Genomic DNA, 15,959 nt, shown 5'->3' on the forward strand with positions numbered 1-15,959 from the left:
CAGCAGATCGCACCCTGAGCAGACAATCCGCCAGGGAGGCGCGCTGTAATGGACATGAGGGTGAAGCCAGCAAGCACCGATCGACTGATCGACATCTGCTGGGGTACAGAGGCACCCGCACCGTCAGTCTTCATCCAGTCCCTCGACTACCGTGATGCATTCAACGAGGATTTCACCCTCACCGCCCGCGGCCTGGTGCAGGGCAGTCTTGATGAAGCGCAGGCCCTGCAGGGTCGTGTCCTGGGCATCGGGCTGGCCCAACCTGGCGGCAGGCGCCGCTGGTTCTGCGGCGTCGTCGATGCCGTCCGCTGTACCGCGCAGCAGGACGCATGGCAGAACGTAGCGCTGCAGGTCGTGTCAGCGCTGGCCCTGCTGGAGCGGCGAATCGCCTGCCGGGTCTTCCAGGACATGAGCGTGCCGGATATGGTCGCTTGCATCCTGGAGGAACATCGCCAGGGCAACGCCCGCATCGCCCTTGCATTCGATCACCGTCGCTCCCTGCTGGCGCAGCATGACGTTCGTTCGTACTGCGTGCAGTTCAACGAGTCCGACAAGCAGTTCATCGAACGCCTGCTGGCCGAAGAGGGCATCAGCTACCGGTTCACCTTCGACCTGCTCGACGGCACGCCGCGCCACATGCTCGTACTGAGCGACCAGCCGTTGTTCGATGCCGAACGCGCCATTGCGCTCCCGCACCGAGCGGCCGGTACCGATGACGGTACGCCTCATCTGCAGGCGTGGCAGCTGCTGCACAGGCTGCCACCCACGCGTCACACCCTGTCCAGCTTCGACTACGCGAGCGCACAGCAGCTGCGCGGCAGCGATGATCTTGCCCTGCCGGTGAGCGCGGACGTGGCCCGCAGCGTGCAGGGCCTGGAAAGCCATCACGCGCGCACGTTGTACTACGGCAGCAGCACCGCCGACATGAACCGCTACGCGCGCTTGCGAATGCAGGCGCAGGAACTGCGGTCGCGGACCTGGCTCGGCGAAGGTGACTTCCGCGGGCTTGCGACCGCAGACAGCATCCAGGTGGAAGGACGTCCTGGCACTACCGAAGCGCTTCCGCCGGCAGGTTTCCTCATCAGTGGTGTGCATCTGCTTGCGACCAACAACCTCCCCGACGCCGCCCCCAGCCTCGGTCCGGACGCAGAGCACATGCCGCCTGCAGGCCAATGCGTCACACGTTTCCGCGCGGTGCCCGGCAACATCCCTGTGGTGCCCGTGCACGCGCACCGACTGCTGCGCCCCAACGCGCCTGGCATGCAGACCGCCACGGTGGTGGGACCGCCGGGCGAGACGGTGTACACCGATGCCTTGGGGCGCATCCGCATCCGCTTCCACTGGCAGCGAGTGCAGGATCACCCCGGCGCACCGGACCCTCAGGATGAGCGCTCCTCCACCTGGGTGCGCGTGGCCATGCCCAGCGCGGGTGACGGTTTTGGCCATCAGTTCCTTCCGCGGGTGGGCCAGGAAGTCGTCGTCGCCTTCCTCCACGGCGACATTGATCGCCCCCTGGTGATCGGTGGCGTCTACAACGGGCGCCACGCAACGCCACGCTTCGGCGGCATGGGCAGCCTGCCGGGTAATCGTGCTGTATCCGGCATCCGCAGCAACGAGCACGATGGCGAGGGGTTCAACGAACTCTCGATGGATGACACCGGCCAATCGGTGGGGGCCACGCTGCGGTCCAGCCCCTTCGAAAGCGCCCTGCACCTGGGCCACGTGGCAACGCCACGCCGTGATGGCAGCGCGCAGGCGCGTGGACAGGGCGCGGAACTGCGTACCGATGCTGCACTGGCCTTGCGCTCGGCCAAGGGTTTGCTGGTAAGCAGCCACGCACAGCCCCGCGCGGGTGGCCTGCAGATGGCGTTGCCGGAGCTGCTGGAGGTGCTTGGCAGCTGCCGTCAGCTGTTTGATTCTCTCGCCGAGATGGCCACACGCCTGCAGGCCGGCACACCGGAGGGCGATGCACAGGCGGCGCTGGATACGGCGCTGCAGGGCTGGTCGGCGGATACCGGTGCAGCAAACGAGCCGGTCATAGCGCTGGCCGCCGCTGCCGGCCTGGTCAGCGCCTCGCCTGCCAGCCAGCTGCACGTCAGCGGTCAGCACCACGATGTCGTGGCGCAGGGCCGGGTGCAGCACACCAGCGGTGAGCGCATGCAGCTGCTGGCCGGGAAGGGCCTGTCCCTGTTCGTGGCCGAAGGCGGCCTTCAGGCCGTTGCCAACCAGGGCGACCTGCAGCTGCAGGCACGCGACGGGCTGATCGATGGCCACGCGCTGTCCGGCCTTCAGCTGAGCAGCGAACAGGGCGAGATCGTGCTGTCCGCGCCCATCATCCGTCTGGTGGCCGCTGATGGCAGCTTCATCCGCATAGGCGATGGCGTAACCGTGGGCAGCAACGGGGCGTTGGCCTTCCACGGCGCCGACCATCGCTGGGAAGGCCCCGCGAGCGACCCCTGGAGCCGGACACTGCCGACGGAACCGCCACCAGTCTGCCTGCCCTGTCTGCTCAGGGCTGCAGCGTCGGGGGCGCGCGCGTACAGCTGGCGGGTGCGGCATGAATCCGCTGCCCAGCCAGTGGCACCACTGCTGCCAACAGCCCGGCATCGAGCCGCTGGTACTGGTGGACGGCGCAGTGCAGCGCGATATCGGCGCCCGCCTGACGCGCCGTGCAAGCGACGCCGTTTCGCTGTTTTCCGATCTATCCGAAGCGGCGCAGGCGCTCGGCCCGTGGCTGATGCGGCCCGCCCAGGCTGCATCGATGGGACTGGATGGCAGTGGCCCGGGGATGAACTGGCTGGCAAGCCGCTGGGCCTTCGAAGACACGCTCACGCACCTGCGCCATTGGCTGCGCGATGGCGACGCCTTCGGTATGCATTACACCCGGCTGGCAGACGGGCGCGTGCTGCGTGCGGCGATGCAGGTGTGGCGCCCTGCGCAGTCTGTCGCTTTCAGCTTGCCGTGGGCCGCGTGGTGGCTGGCAGATCGTGATGGGCGGGCGCAGCGGCTGACGATTCCCCCGCTACCTGCGGTGCCTGCCGATGAGGATGCGTCGCCAGGGTGGAATACAGACCAGGCCACAGCGCTGGCCGAGCTGGAACTGGCCGATGCGCTGCTGCAGTCGCTGAAGCCCACGCTTCGCTCTACGGCCTCAGCCACAAGCCGCGAAGCGCGCCACGCCCTGGCCACAGCACTGATAGCCGCAGCGCGGCAACAGGGATACGTCGAGCCGACCGATCTTGCCAGCTGGATTGCCTGGGGAATACGTCGCGGCGAGGACGCCGAAGCCCTGCGGGTGCATCCGGTGCATGCACAGGAACTGCGAGGCGCTGCGCTTTGGATGGCGCTGGGTAATGCGGAGGGAAATCGCTCCACCACCGCTTCCGTCTAACCGATGAGGCGCTGGTCACTTCTGGCACACGTTCACCCCGTGACGCCAGCGACTGCGGCACGTGTTACCCGTACAAGGATCGCTTCGATGACTGAGGAGCTGGCGAACATGAGTAAGCAGGAAATAGTAAGACATCGCCAGAACTCCACCACTTGCCTGCTCACCCTGCGAAGCCAGCTCCGGCCAGTGCTCAATCGAGCTTGGCTGCTGGTGGCCGCCGCGGCGCTGTGCGCATGCGCGCGTGCAGACAAGGCTGGCGAGCCACCGGCGTACATCGGCAGCAATCTGACTTCGATGGATTACGAGCCGACTGACACCTTCGTTCGGCCGGTCTATGTGAACGGAAAAGGAGGGGGCGAGCAAGCACCGGTGCGAGCACCATGCTGGGCGTCCTCAGCTTGCCGGCGCGCTGGCATCCCGGCCTGACCGTGCGAGTGAAGTGGCGGCGTTGCGAGGCAGGTACAGAGTACGTACCCGATGAACCAGTAGATGAAGGCTGCCGCTGGATGGAAAAAGACGTACCAGTCCAGCCCTACACCTATGTGGCCGAGACCTGGCTGCACATTTTCGAGAGCGATGAAGTACTGGTCATCCCCAGTGCTTTCTTCCCAAGCGACCCAGATTATCCCGGCGCGCGATATCCCTACAAGAACTTCAATGAGAAGCGAGGAATTGGCGAGCATGAGTAAGCGGGATATCTACAGGCGTCACCAGAGTTCCACCGCTTGCCTGCTCACCCTGCGAAGCCAACTCCGGCCAGTGCTGAATCGAGCTTGGCTGCTGGTGGCCGCCGCGGCGCTGTGCGCATGCGCGCGTGCAGACAAGGCGGGCGAGCCACCGGCGTACATCGGCAGCAATCTGACTTCGATGGATTACGAGGCGACCGACACCTTCGTTCGGCCAGTCTATGTGAACGGAAAAGGAGGTGACATGGCCGGCGATGGCGCGAGCACCATGCTGGGCGTCCTCAGCCTGCCTGCGCGCTGGTATCCGGGCCTGACCGTTCGTGTGAAATGGCGGCGATGTGAGCGGAATCTCGACTATGTACCAGGCGAGCCAAAGGACAAAGGCTGCCACTGGGTGGAGAAGGACGTACCGGTCCAGCCCTACACCTATGTGGCCGAGACCTGGCTGCACATCTTTGAGAACGACGAAGTACTGGTCATCCCTAGTGCGTTCTCACCCCGCCACCCCGATTATCCCGGCGCGCGTTACCCCTATAAGAACTTCTTCGATAAGCGAGGAATTGGCGAGCATGAGTAAGCGGGATATCTACAGGCGTCACCAGAGTTCCACCGCTTGCCTGCTCACCCTGCGAAGCCAACTCCGGCCAGTGCTGAATCGAGCTTGGCTGCTGGTGGCCGCCGCGGCGCTGTGCGCATGCGCGCGTGCAGACAAGGCGGGCGAGCCACCGGCGTACATCGGCAGCAATCTGACTTCGATGGATTACGAGCCGACTGACACCTTCGTTCGGCCGGTCTATGTGAACGGAAAAGGAGGGGGCGAGCAAGCACCGGTGCGAGCACCATGCTGGGAGTTCTCAGCCTGCCGGCGCGCTGGCATCCCGGCCTGACCGTTCGTGTGAAATGGCGGCGATGTGAGCGGAATCTCGACTATGTACCAGGCGAGCCAAAGGACAAAGGCTGCCGCTGGGTGGAGAAGGACGTACCGGTCCAGCCTTACACACATGTTGCCGAGACCTGGCTGCACATCTTTGAGAACGACGAGGTGCTGGTCATTCCGAGTGGTCTGTTCCCGAGCGACCCGGACTATCCCGGCGCGCGTTACCCCTACAAGAACTTCAATGAGAAGAGAGGCATTGGAGAAGATGAGTGAGCAGAAGATCGAGCATGCCTGGCTTCCCGGCGACGCACCGGCAACCCTGGGCTTCAATCCCGTATCGCCACAATTGAGTTCTGGCGTGGTGCCGTGCCAGATCACAATGCAGTTCTCCATATTCTTTGATGGCACGCGCAACCACGCCGATGAGGACAGGCCAAGTGGATCGCACAGCAACATCGCGCGTCTATCCGATGCTTGCAATGACGGAATTGAGGTCGGCCAGCACATGCTCTACATCCCGGGCGTCGGCACCCCATTCCCCCTCATCGGCGAGCACGAACCGCACCCGATGGGCGCGCGCGAGGGTGCCTACGGCGACCGTCGCCTGCGCTATGCCTACCTGCACATAGCCAATCGAATCGCCAAACTCAGCGGCCATCCGGCAATTGTCGAAGAGAACGAGCCGGCACTGATCCGCGCCATTGAAGACGAGAAACAGGTAAAGATCTGGACCACCACGCTGGCCAGTATTCTCGCTCGCCCCAAGCCCGCCGCACCCCACATTGCCGGCATCACGCTGGATCTGTTCGGATTCTCACGAGGCGCCACTGCTGCACGTACGTTTCTCAATCAGCTCATCGAGTGGGCTGGCGACAACCAGCCCAAGATCTGTGGCATTCCGCTGCGGGTGCGTTTCATGGGCTTGTTCGACACCGTGGCATCGGTGCATGTGGCCGACTCGGTGCCCTTGCTGCCCGGTGATGGTCACCTGAAATGGGCCGAACCGCGCCACATGGGCATACCTGGGTTCGTCGAGCAGTGCGTGCACATGATTGCGGCACATGAGGCGCGAAACTCGTTTCCGCTCACCACCATCTGTGCACTGCAGAGTGAGTCGCCACAGCGGCTGGAGATCATCTACCCGGGCATGCATTCTGACGTGGGCGGTGGCTATGGCCCGATAACGCAGGGCAAAGGGACGAACCAGTCCGGCGCCATTCGCCAGCAACAGCAGGACATGCTGTCGCAGATTCCGCTCAACGATATGTATCGCAGGGCGCAGGCAGCGGGTGTGCCTTTGGTTGACTCCGAAGCCCTGAAAGAACAGGGCCTTGCAGATGACTTCGCCATCTCCCCCGAGCTCCAACGCGCGTTCGATGCACATCAAGCCCGCCTTGGCAGCTTCAAGGGCGGCGCCCCCTTGATGCGTCAGCTGCATCACCACTACCTCGACTACATCGGCTGGCGCCGCAGCGTGCTGCGCAGAAGCGACTACATCGCCCTGCCCTTCGTGCGGCAGTGCAAGCCCGCCCTGTTGCAGGACTACATCAATCTTGACCAGTCCAACGTCGAGCTGCACCAGGATGTGGAGGCCTGCGAGGGCTTCGGTGGTACCGTCCGCAGCCTGGTCAGCCGCTGGTCCGGTGCCTACAGCTACGCCACGGGCTTTCCGCCCATGCGCGAGATGTACCAGCGCTACTGGAAGATCTCGCCCGATCCCGGCCCTGCGGTCCGCACGCTGCTGGAGGACCATATCCATGATTCACGGGCGGCCTTCGTGTTGACCGACCCGCAGTGCCAGCGTGACTACGACACGATGCACAAGCAGCTGGAGGAGAAGGATCGGCGTTACAAGGAATCCCGACGCCGCTACGAGGAGCGCACGCTGCCGGAGTATCGGCGACGCATGGAGCGGAATCCCTCCAGCCATGAAGAAGAGCCTCTCCCACCGGTCGACCCATTGGGTATTGAGGACAGGCGAGCGCTGAAGATCTTCCGCGACGGGGGCCAACCCATCTTCACCGATGCAAAACCAGCATCGGCCATGGATGGAAAGGCCGACGTCCTCGACGTCATCGCAAACGTCACCCGCCGCGAGCCCCGCTGGAGCTACCTGCGTCGCCGCCAGGTATTCCGCATCACTTCCGGCACCACAGGCACTGTCAGACCCTCTGGACCACTGGCGCAGCCTTCAGGGGGAAATCGACCCTTCTGGATCAGCCGGCGCCTCATGTACGCGGATGGCTTGTCATGAGCCGCTCTGTCTGGGCCCTCGGCTTCCTGCTGCTGACCCTGGGCTGGTCCGTACTGATGGTGCTCTACGCAACAGACCCGGCAGAGAGCGCCGGTGCTGCGGCGCTGCTACCGTGGCTGGCAGGTACGATCATGGCCGCTCTGGCGTGTACGGCGGGGCATGCGCTGCAGCAGGCGTTTGTGCCTCCGCCGCCACGCCCTTCCCCACAACCGCCCGCGCGGGCGCCTTCACGCGCAGCCTCCGCACTCCACGTGCGTGCGTGTCACGCGTGGATTGCTGGCCGCCCTGTCGCGGAACTGGCATCCATGCTGGCCCTCGACCAGCACGCCACGCCCGCCGAGGCAACGCATCGCAGCGTTGACAACGATTCCGCTGAACACGGCATGCGACTGCAGGTGCAGTTGGCCCTGGCAATGGACATGCTGGTGACTCACGCCCCGGATGCTGGACCGTTGCCAATCCTGACGCTGGCCCCGCCAGCTACAGAGACCAGCCGCTACGCGGCCCGGCATTGGCCCGGCTTGATGAAAATGCAATCCGATCAGCCTGCCCGACTGCTGGTGCGCGAGCGCGATCTGGACGGCCCCTCCCTTGTGCCGCTGCTGCGGGACCTGCACAGGATGATGGACGAGACACCCCTACTGGACAGCATCGCGCTGCTCAGCGTCGATGGGCGCCTGATCCGCGGCGACACAGGGCGGCAAACGCCGCGCCAACCTCCCGACGACAGCATCGTGCTGCTCTGGGTCAGCCGAGAGCAGCTGCCATCACGTATCCGCAAGGAGTCGATCGCCGAAGCACGCGCCGACACGGACGCGCTGCGTGCACCCTACCTGTGGTGGCGGGACGAAATGGAGTCGATGATTCCACCGCGCTTCGCCACACCTGAAACCCACGTTCATCCCAGCTCGACCTGGCAGCAAGCCATGTCTGGCGAGATGACCGAGGGCGTCCCAGAGGGGCCGCAGGCGCACATCACCCGTGGTATCCCGCGCCGTGGACGCACGAGCAGGTTTCGCAGTGGGACGCCGTGCCTCTGCTGGCATCGCTGCCACCTCCAGCCTTCATTCCGATCAAGCCACACGCAGACGTTCTGACATCCGCTGGCCCTCTTCAGCAGCGGATCGCAGAAGCGTGGAACGCGCTTGTCGCCACCCTACCCGGCAGCGCGCTGCATATCTGGTACGACAGCCACTCGGAGCCTGGCCACATCCGCGCACTTCGGCTTGCCTTGGCGGGTCTGACCGAGCCCATCGACCTGCTCGATCCCGAACACGCCACCGACATCCATTCCCAGGTGGGAGTGCTGGGCAGCGGAGCGGGCGCCTCGATGCTGGCCTTGGCCATGCACAGTGCGGGCAATCATGTGGTCGTCGTTGCGTCCGCAGACGGACTGCTGCTGCAGCCGGTCCTTTCGCGCATCCCATCCAATGAGTCACTAAACGAGGAAACCGCATGAGGACCCATATCGCGCTGCTTCTGGCGGGGGTGCTACCGTTCACGTTTGCAGCCTGCAAGAAAGAATCCCCCCAATCGGCTGAAACCCCACCCCGCCCCTGGTACGCCCCGGAACCCTGGAAGGCAGGTCCCGAAGCCCCCAGCCGCTGCTGCAGACTGTCTGGAAGTTGAGTCACCTTCCGCTGGATGACCACCACCCTGCCGTGCAGCTGGACCCTCGCTCCCAGGCAGGTTTTGTCATCTTCGAGGCCGACGGCCGCCGCCTTACTGGCTTCGCAGGCTGCCAGCCGCTGACCGGCGTCTACCATCTGGAAGGCGAGCAGGCGCTGGCGGTGGAAGCCGTTGCCCGCACCGGCACGCGCTGCCACAAGGCCATGTTCGACACGGTGGGCGACCGCTTTGCCACCGCGCTCAGCACTGCTACCGGCTACCGCCTGGGCAAGGACGATGCGGTGCTGGAGCTACTTAACGGTGAACGGGTGACGGCGACCCTGATCTATCGCACTCCGCCTCCAGGCCGGTGGTGACGCTATGCCTTCTCCCATCTGCCAAGGCGATTCCACCACGGGCGACGGCGAGGTTACCCGCTGCCAGCTTGCTGCAACCCACCGCATCAATGGCCATCCGTTGGCGGTAAAGGGCGATTACGCCACCTGTTCCCTGCACCCCGGCGAGCACAGCTTCGTCGAGGGCAGCGGCACCCATCTGGCCAACGGCCTCCCGATCGTGCTGGAAGGCCACCTGCTCAGCTGCGGCTGTCATGCCATTGCCGGCAAGGCCGCGCATATCAACGTGGCATGACCGCGACCGGTGGCGGGCTCATCCCTCCACGCGCGGCGTGGATCTACCGTTTCAGTAGATCCACGCCATGCGTGGACGCGTCACACCCTGCAATCAGAACTCCGCGGCCACCGTCATGAACACCTGACGCGGTGCGCTTGCATGGATCGCATAGCGCGTACCCTTCGGATCGGTCGGTGCGAACGAGCTCAACTGGCCGGCATAGCGCTTGTTGGTCAGGTTGGTCGCGTTCAACGACACCCGCACATTGCGCAGGCCGAAGCCCGGGCCGAAGTCGTAGCCCGCACCGGCGTCGAAGGTGGTCACGCCCGGCACCGACTGGTCGTTGGTGTAGGTGTAGTAGCGCTTGCCGGTGTACTTGGCGCGCAGGCTGGCGAAGAACCCGTCGTGGTTCCAGCTGATCTCACTGGAGGCCATGCGCTGCGGCGTGTCCACGGTGATCTTGCCGGCCACCGGCACGATCGCGCCGCCCGAGGTGTAGTCATCCTCGTAGGTGGTCTTGTTCCAGGACAGCGCGTTGTACCACTGCAGGCCATCGATCGGCTTGAGGATGAAGGTCAGCTCGGCACCGTGGCTCTTCACCGAACCGACGTTGATGAAGCGCGTCACGCACTCCGGGCGCGTGCCCACTTCGATGCTCGAACACGGGTTCAGCGACAGCAGGCGGTTGTCGAACTTGACGTTGTAGGCGGCGATCGAGGCCTGGTACTTCTCACCAAAGGTGCGGAAGCCGGCTTCCAGGCTCTTCGACTTCTCCGGCTCCAGGCCGGCGCTGGCCGCGAACGATTCCGGCGACACCTGCAGCGGGCCACCGCTGCCACCACCGACGAACGCGGCAATGTTCTCGGCGTACGAGGCGAACAGCTCGTTGTTGGCGTTGAGCTTGAAGCCCAGGCCCACCTGCGGCAGCACCGATTCCTTGGCGGTCAGCGTGCCCGAGGCGATGCTGGTTTCCACGCCCGGCTTGGCGGTGGCGCGCATGCGGGTGTTCGGGCTCTTGATGCCCACGTCCACGGTCAGGCGCTGATCGAGGAAGCGCATGCGGTCCTGCACGTAGAACTGGCGCGTGCGGATGTCGAAGTCCTGGTTGAACAACAGGCGGTCCGGGTTCTTCAGGTACAGGTCGTCCAGGAACGGGCCGCTGATGTAATAGAAGTTGCGCGAGACGTTATGGTCGTTCTGCTCGTACCACAGGCCGGCTTCCAGCTCGTGGATGCCCACCGTCCACGACAGCGCGGCGGTCAGGCCATCGCGGTTGATCGTGTAGTTGGTGCTGCGGATGGAGATCGGCAGCATCTTGTCGGTGCCCGGGTAGGACGGCTGGCCCGGTGCCCACCAGTGGCCCTGGCCACGGTTGTCATGGTGGTAGGCCAGCAGCTTCAGGCGGCCCTGCTCACCGAGGCGCAGGTCGGCATCAACCGAATACAGATTGTCGTCGCGCAGTGCGCGGCTCTGGTAGTAGGCATCGTCGATGCTGTTGACGCCACCACTGAACGCACAGCGTGCCTTGTTGAAGGTGCCCGGCGCGCAGTACGCGGCCGCCACGGCGCGGTCCCAGTCCGGCGCATAGATGTTCCAGTCATAGCCCAGGCCGCGTGCCAGCATGTCCTTGGACAGGTAGGCGTAGTTGGCCTGGCTGGCGCGCGAGGTGGCCACGAAGGCGCCGAAGCGATGGTCGCCCACGTTCCACACCGCCTTGGCGTTGAACTGGCGCGTGGTCTGGTTCTGGTACGGCGCGGCCCACATGTCCTGGTCCTGGTGTACGCCGGAGACATAGGCCGAGAAGCCGTTGATGTCGCCGGTATCCACGCGCAGGTAGCCGCGGCGCTGGTTGTCGTCGCCGACGGTGACGCTGGCGCGGCCGCCGAACTCGGTGGACGGGTCCATCGAGAAGTACTGGATGGTGCCACCCAGGTTGCTGGTCGAGGCCACGCCCAGCGAGCCGATGCCCTGCGACAGTTCGGCGCCGGCCAGGTTCTCGGCGATGATCGCGCGGGCGATGCTCAGGCCGTTGTAGTTGCCGTAGCTGTTGTCACCCAGCGGAATGCCATCGAGCGTGTAACCCAGGCGGCTCTTGTCGAAACCGCGCAGGCTGATGGTCTGCGATTCTTCGTTGGCGCCGAAGGCATCGTTGGACTGCACAGACACGCCCGGCAGGCGGTCGAGGATCTTCTGGCCACTGGTGCCCGGCGGCAGCACCTGCTTGTCGACGGCGGTGATGCGCTGTACCTGGCGGGTCTCGCCCTGGCCGATCACGGAGACGGTATCCAGCGTCTGCGCGCTCAGCGCGGCTTCGGTGCTGGCGTTGGCGCCGGCGTCAGCCACGGTGGCGGCATGTGCGCTGGCGGCGGCGGAGAGCGCGATCGCCACGGCGATCGTCAGGTGTCGGGTCTGCATGGTGGTCCGTTGCATTGGGGGTGGTCACCGGCATGCGTGCGCGGTGCATGGCCACTATGCGAACGGAACATGAAACCTTCTTTACGAAAAACCAACGAACGGTGCAGGGGCGTGATGCGCCTCTCATTGAGGCCGCCATGAGCCGCCAGCGTCTTTCACTCCGGCGCCAGCTGGTCCATCCGTATCCGGTTGGCGAACAGCGAAAACGCCAGCATGCCGGCCAGCCCGTTCGCCCGGCTCACCCAATGCGGCAGCCAGCGCGGCGGCTTCAATACCCCCGCCTCGAACAACGGCGCGAACGCGATCGCATCGGCCAGGCTCATCTTGCCGGCGAACAACCAGCGGCAGACCTGGAGGCGGTCCTCGGCCAGCATGTGGCGGAAGAAGGTATGCACAGAGACCAGGCCGCGCAGGTACACCGTGTCCTTGGTGAAGGCCAGACCGCCGCTCGGTGGCACGCCACGGAACACACGCTGCGCCGAAGCGAAGCTTTCTTCCACGTTCTGCCCGGCATCGCAGAAGTAGCGGAACACCTCGATGAAATCGGCACCTTCGCGTGCCATCGCGATCGCTTCGGTGCGCAGGCTGATGCGCTTCAGTCGCTCGATATCGATGCTGCCGGTGATCTGCTCGGCGAACGTGGCCAGCCCTTCCTGGGTCGCGGTCACTCGTGGCGAGGACAGTGCCAGGCTGGGCAGTACCGGCTGTTCGCGGCCATTCAATGCGGTCAGCGAATGCACCAGCGCTTCGTGGTGGAACAGCTGCGCACGGTCGTAGGCGCTGAAGCGCGCACTGGTGCGCAGGCGGATGCGGGTCGGGCCGGCGGCGGCCTTGGAGACCAGTTCCGGGTCCAACTGCACCTGGATGATCCGCGATTCAAAGAACGCATCGAGGTCGTTCTGCAGCTGCAGTTGCAGGGCGATGGCCGAAACCGGCACCTGCTCTTCCGGCGCCAGCAGTTCGTGGTCCAGCTCGGCGGCGATCTGGATGAAATGGCGCGCGGCCTCACGCGTGCTTGGGCCATTGCCTGGCAGCGGCTGCTCGGGTGCGCCGAACAGCTGCACCGAACAGGTGTCGACGGCGGCGGTGCCCAGCCCTTCCAGCAACTGCGCGGCCAGGTCCCAGCTCTGCGCCGATTGCCGCACGTAGTGGCCCAGCGGATGGCTGTCGTCGCAGTCGGCAGAGATCGCAGCCAGCGCGCGGCGTTCCTCGCTGAAATCCAATCGCGGATAGTCGACCTTGGGCAGCACCGGCTGGCCGCGCGCCACGCTGTCCAGGAAGGGTGCCTGCAGCGTTGCCGGCCAGCTGGTCAGGCCCAGCAGGCGGATGCCCCCACGGCCTCGACCAGGCGCGCGTCGAGCGCTGCATGGTGGGCCACGTCACGGTCCAGCGTCGCGGTCGGTTCCATGGGCGGACTATAGCGCCCTGCCATTGCTTTGGTAGCTGCCAACCTTGGTTGGCATGCGCCGTCGGCGGGCTGCGGACAGATTCGTGCCAACCAAGGTTGGCACCTACCAGGTGCGGGCAGAGGCGGGTTCATTGCCGGGGTCGGATCCCATTGCAGCGCAATGGGCTCTGACCCCGCGACTCCGATCAGCGCCGGCGCGGCTTTCCGGCCGAGCGGAACTGCTGGCCCTTGCCCTTCTTGCCACCACGCTCCTGCGCGGTCTCGGCCTGGCGCACGGCCAGCTTGGCAGCAGCGGCGGCCACTTCTTCCTTCAGCTTGAAGTAGTTCAGCAGCCGGCTCTCTTCGATCTCGCCGGCATCGATCGCCGCGCGCACCGCACAGCCCGGTTCCTGCTGGTGCTTGCAGTCGTTGAAGCGGCACTGCGCCGCCAGCGCTTCGATATCGGCAAAGCCGCCTTCGGACAGCGTCTCTTCACCGGTCGGCTTCAGCTCGCGCATGCCGGGGGTGTCGATCAGGCACGCGCCCATCGGCAGCGGCATCAGCGCGCGATGGGTGGTGGTATGACGGCCACGCGAGTCGTTGGCACGCACCGCATTGGTCTTCATCCGCTGCTCGCCGAGCAGGGTATTGGTCAGCGTGGACTTGCCGGCACCGGAGGAACCGACCAGCACCACGGTGCGGCCGGGGCCCAGCCACGGCTGCAGCACCGCCACGCTTTCCGCATCCAGGCCGTTGATCGCATGCAGCGCGATGCCCTGCATCTCCAGCTCTTCCAGCACCGCCAGCGCGTCTTCGCTGTACTCGGTCTGGTCGGCCTTGGTCAGCACCACCACCGGTTCGGCACCGCCACCGCCGACCAGCAGCAGGTAGCGCTCGATGCGGCGCGGATTGAAGTCGGCATCCAGGCCGCAGACGATGAACACCGTATCGATGTTGGCCGCGATCACCTGCTGGTGGTAATGCTCGCCGGCGGCGCCACGCTTGATCGCGGTGCGGCGCGGCAACAGGGCGACGATGCGGATGCCGTCCAGCAGCACCCAGTCGCCCACCGCCGGCCGTTCATGGCTGGGGAAGCGCGGGCGCTGCCATTCCGGCAGCGACTCGGCCTTGATCGCCGCGTCCGGGCCATCGGCCACCACATAGTGGGTACGGTGCTGTTCGATCACCCGCGCCGGGCGGGCCTGCGGGTGCGCGGCCATCGCGGCCTGCCAGTCGGCCTGCTGCGGCGGGCCCGGCCAGGGCCAGCCGATGGTCTGCAGGGCGGTGAAATCGGGGGTCTGGGTCATCACCGCCATTCTACCCGTGCCGATGCCCTGCCAGCCCAACGACGGCAGGCCCTGGGGCCTTGCCATGCATTGCAGCAATTCCGGTAGGATGGAAACCCCATGCCTTTTGACGGCCCATACCCCATGTCCACCTCCTCGCCCAAGCCCCTGGCCATCCGCGAGCGCCTTTCCGAAGTGCGCTACGAAATCCGCGGAGAACTGGCGCGGCGAGCCCGGGAGCTGGAGGCGCAGGGCCGCAAGCTGATCAAGCTCAACATCGGCAACCCGGGCAACTTCGGTTTCCGCGCGCCCGAGCACCTGCAGCGCGCGATCGCCGACGACATGGGCCGCACCGACCCGTACACCCACCAGCAGGGCCTGCCGGTGGCGCGCGAAGCGATCGCGGCGTACTACGCCCGTCGCGGCGCACCCGATGCGCATCCGGACCGCATGTTCGTCGGCAACGGCGTCAGCGAGCTGATCGACCTGTCGCTGCGCGCGCTGCTCAACCCGGGCGATGAAGTGCTGGTGCCCTCGCCGGACTACCCGCTGTGGTCGGCCTCGACCATCCTCAACGATGGCCGCCCGGTGTACTACCGCTGCGCCGCCGAGAACGGTTTCCAGCCGGACCCGAGCGAGATCGAGACCCTGGTCTCTTCGCGCACGCGCGCCATCGTGCTGATCAACCCGAACAACCCCAGCGGCGCCAGCTACCCGCGCGAACTGCTGGAGCGCGTGGTGGAGATCGCGCGCCGCCACAACCTGCTGTTGCTGGTCGATGAGATCTACGACCAGATCCTGTACGACGATGCGGTGTTCCAGCCGGTCGCGCCGCTGGCCGGCGATCACCCGTGCCTGACCTTCAGCGGCCTGAGCAAGGTGCACCGTGCCTGCGGCTGGCGAGTGGGCTGGGCCCACCTCAGCGGTGACGATGCACGCCTGGGCGACTTCCGTGCTGCACTGGACCTGCTCGGTGCGCTGCGCCTGTGCGCCAACGTGCCGGGGCAGTACGCCATCGAGGCGGCGGTGAATGGCCCGGACACCATTTCCGAGCTGTGCGCCCCCGGTGGCCGGCTGTATGAAACCCGACGCGCGGTGATCGAAGCGTGCCAAGCCAGCGAGCACTTGTCGCTGGTCGCACCCGCCGGTGCGCTGTACGCGTTCCCGGCCGTGGTCGGCGCCGCCGCCAAGGGCTTCGACGACCACACCTTCGCGCTGGACCTGATGAACAACGAAGGCGTGCTGGTGGTGCCGGGCTCGAGCTTCAACGTGCCCTACCGCCATCATTTCCGCGTGACCCTGCTGCCGGAAGCGGCGGTGATGCGCGATGTGTTCGCCCGCATCGACCGCGTGCTGGCGCGCCGTGCCGAGGACGCGACCAAGGTCGTGCCGATGAAGCCGCGCCGCTCGGTGGCCTGAGCC

General features: G+C 65.7%; 10 protein-coding genes and 4 pseudogenes. 11 read left to right on the forward strand and 3 right to left on the reverse strand.

The features are described 5' to 3' along the window. Nucleotides 1–54 precede the first annotated feature (54 nt). The 10 genes and pseudogenes from N4G47_RS16085 to N4G47_RS16130 all read left to right on the forward strand — a co-directional run. Nucleotides 55–2,388, forward strand: a pseudogene (locus N4G47_RS16085) (type VI secretion system Vgr family protein); the annotation flags it as partial. A gap of 169 nt (nucleotides 2,389–2,557) precedes the next feature. After that, nucleotides 2,558–3,391 carry a DUF4123 domain-containing protein gene (locus N4G47_RS16090; RefSeq protein WP_475288679.1) on the forward strand — a complete coding sequence of 278 codons (834 nt, stop codon included), beginning with the start codon at nucleotides 2,558–2,560 and terminating at the stop codon, nucleotides 3,389–3,391. 377 nt (nucleotides 3,392–3,768) lie between these two features. Beyond that, nucleotides 3,769–4,080 (forward strand): annotated as a pseudogene (locus tag N4G47_RS16095) (DUF3304 domain-containing protein); the annotation flags it as partial. Then, entirely contained in the window at nucleotides 4,073–4,654 is a 582-nt protein-coding gene (locus tag N4G47_RS16100; protein ID WP_475288681.1) for a DUF3304 domain-containing protein, read from the forward strand. The pseudogene N4G47_RS16095 and the gene N4G47_RS16100, both read left to right, overlap by 8 nt. Nucleotides 4,655–4,915: 261 nt before the next feature. After that, a pseudogene (locus N4G47_RS16105) lies at nucleotides 4,916–5,227 on the forward strand (DUF3304 domain-containing protein); the annotation flags it as partial. Continuing rightward, nucleotides 5,220–7,208, forward strand: a complete 1,989-nt coding sequence (locus N4G47_RS16110; RefSeq protein ID WP_475288683.1) for a phospholipase effector Tle1 domain-containing protein — start codon at nucleotides 5,220–5,222, stop codon at nucleotides 7,206–7,208. The pseudogene N4G47_RS16105 and the gene N4G47_RS16110, both read left to right, overlap by 8 nt. Continuing rightward, nucleotides 7,205–8,305: a hypothetical protein gene (locus N4G47_RS16115; RefSeq protein ID WP_475288685.1), complete on the forward strand. Its 1,101-nt coding sequence runs from the start codon at nucleotides 7,205–7,207 to the stop codon at nucleotides 8,303–8,305. The genes N4G47_RS16110 and N4G47_RS16115 overlap by 4 nt, the downstream gene beginning before the upstream one ends. Beyond that, nucleotides 8,239–8,667, forward strand: a complete 429-nt coding sequence (locus N4G47_RS16120) for a hypothetical protein (RefSeq protein ID WP_475288687.1) — start codon at nucleotides 8,239–8,241, stop codon at nucleotides 8,665–8,667. Before N4G47_RS16115 ends, N4G47_RS16120 begins: the two co-directional genes overlap by 67 nt. A gap of 148 nt (nucleotides 8,668–8,815) precedes the next feature. Next, nucleotides 8,816–9,193: an META domain-containing protein gene (locus N4G47_RS16125; RefSeq protein ID WP_475289958.1), complete on the forward strand. Its 378-nt coding sequence runs from the start codon at nucleotides 8,816–8,818 to the stop codon at nucleotides 9,191–9,193. Between the two features lie 4 nt (nucleotides 9,194–9,197). After that, the gene (locus N4G47_RS16130) at nucleotides 9,198–9,467 is read left to right on the forward strand and encodes a PAAR domain-containing protein (RefSeq protein ID WP_475288689.1); all 270 of its coding nucleotides are present in this window, start codon (nucleotides 9,198–9,200) and stop codon (nucleotides 9,465–9,467) included. 93 nt (nucleotides 9,468–9,560) lie between these two features. Here N4G47_RS16130 and N4G47_RS16135 read toward each other — a convergent pair whose 3' ends face one another. The 3 genes and pseudogenes from N4G47_RS16135 to rsgA all read right to left on the reverse strand — a co-directional run bounded on the left by N4G47_RS16135 (nucleotide 9,561) and on the right by rsgA (nucleotide 14,567). Then, entirely contained in the window at nucleotides 9,561–11,864 is a 2,304-nt protein-coding gene (locus N4G47_RS16135; protein ID WP_475288690.1) for a TonB-dependent receptor, read from the reverse strand. 155 nt (nucleotides 11,865–12,019) lie between these two features. After that, nucleotides 12,020–13,272 (reverse strand): annotated as a pseudogene (locus N4G47_RS16140) (flavohemoglobin expression-modulating QEGLA motif protein). A gap of 185 nt (nucleotides 13,273–13,457) precedes the next feature. Next, nucleotides 13,458–14,567: a ribosome small subunit-dependent GTPase A gene (gene rsgA, locus N4G47_RS16145; protein ID WP_475289959.1), complete on the reverse strand. Its 1,110-nt coding sequence runs from the start codon at nucleotides 14,565–14,567 to the stop codon at nucleotides 13,458–13,460. 114 nt (nucleotides 14,568–14,681) lie between these two features. Here rsgA and N4G47_RS16150 point away from each other — a divergent pair, with 114 nt between their 5' ends. Further along, nucleotides 14,682–15,956, forward strand: a complete 1,275-nt coding sequence (locus N4G47_RS16150) for a pyridoxal phosphate-dependent aminotransferase (RefSeq protein WP_475288692.1) — start codon at nucleotides 14,682–14,684, stop codon at nucleotides 15,954–15,956. Nucleotides 15,957–15,959 lie beyond the last annotated feature (3 nt).

The organism is Stenotrophomonas sp. GSD10, from assembly GCF_056172695.1.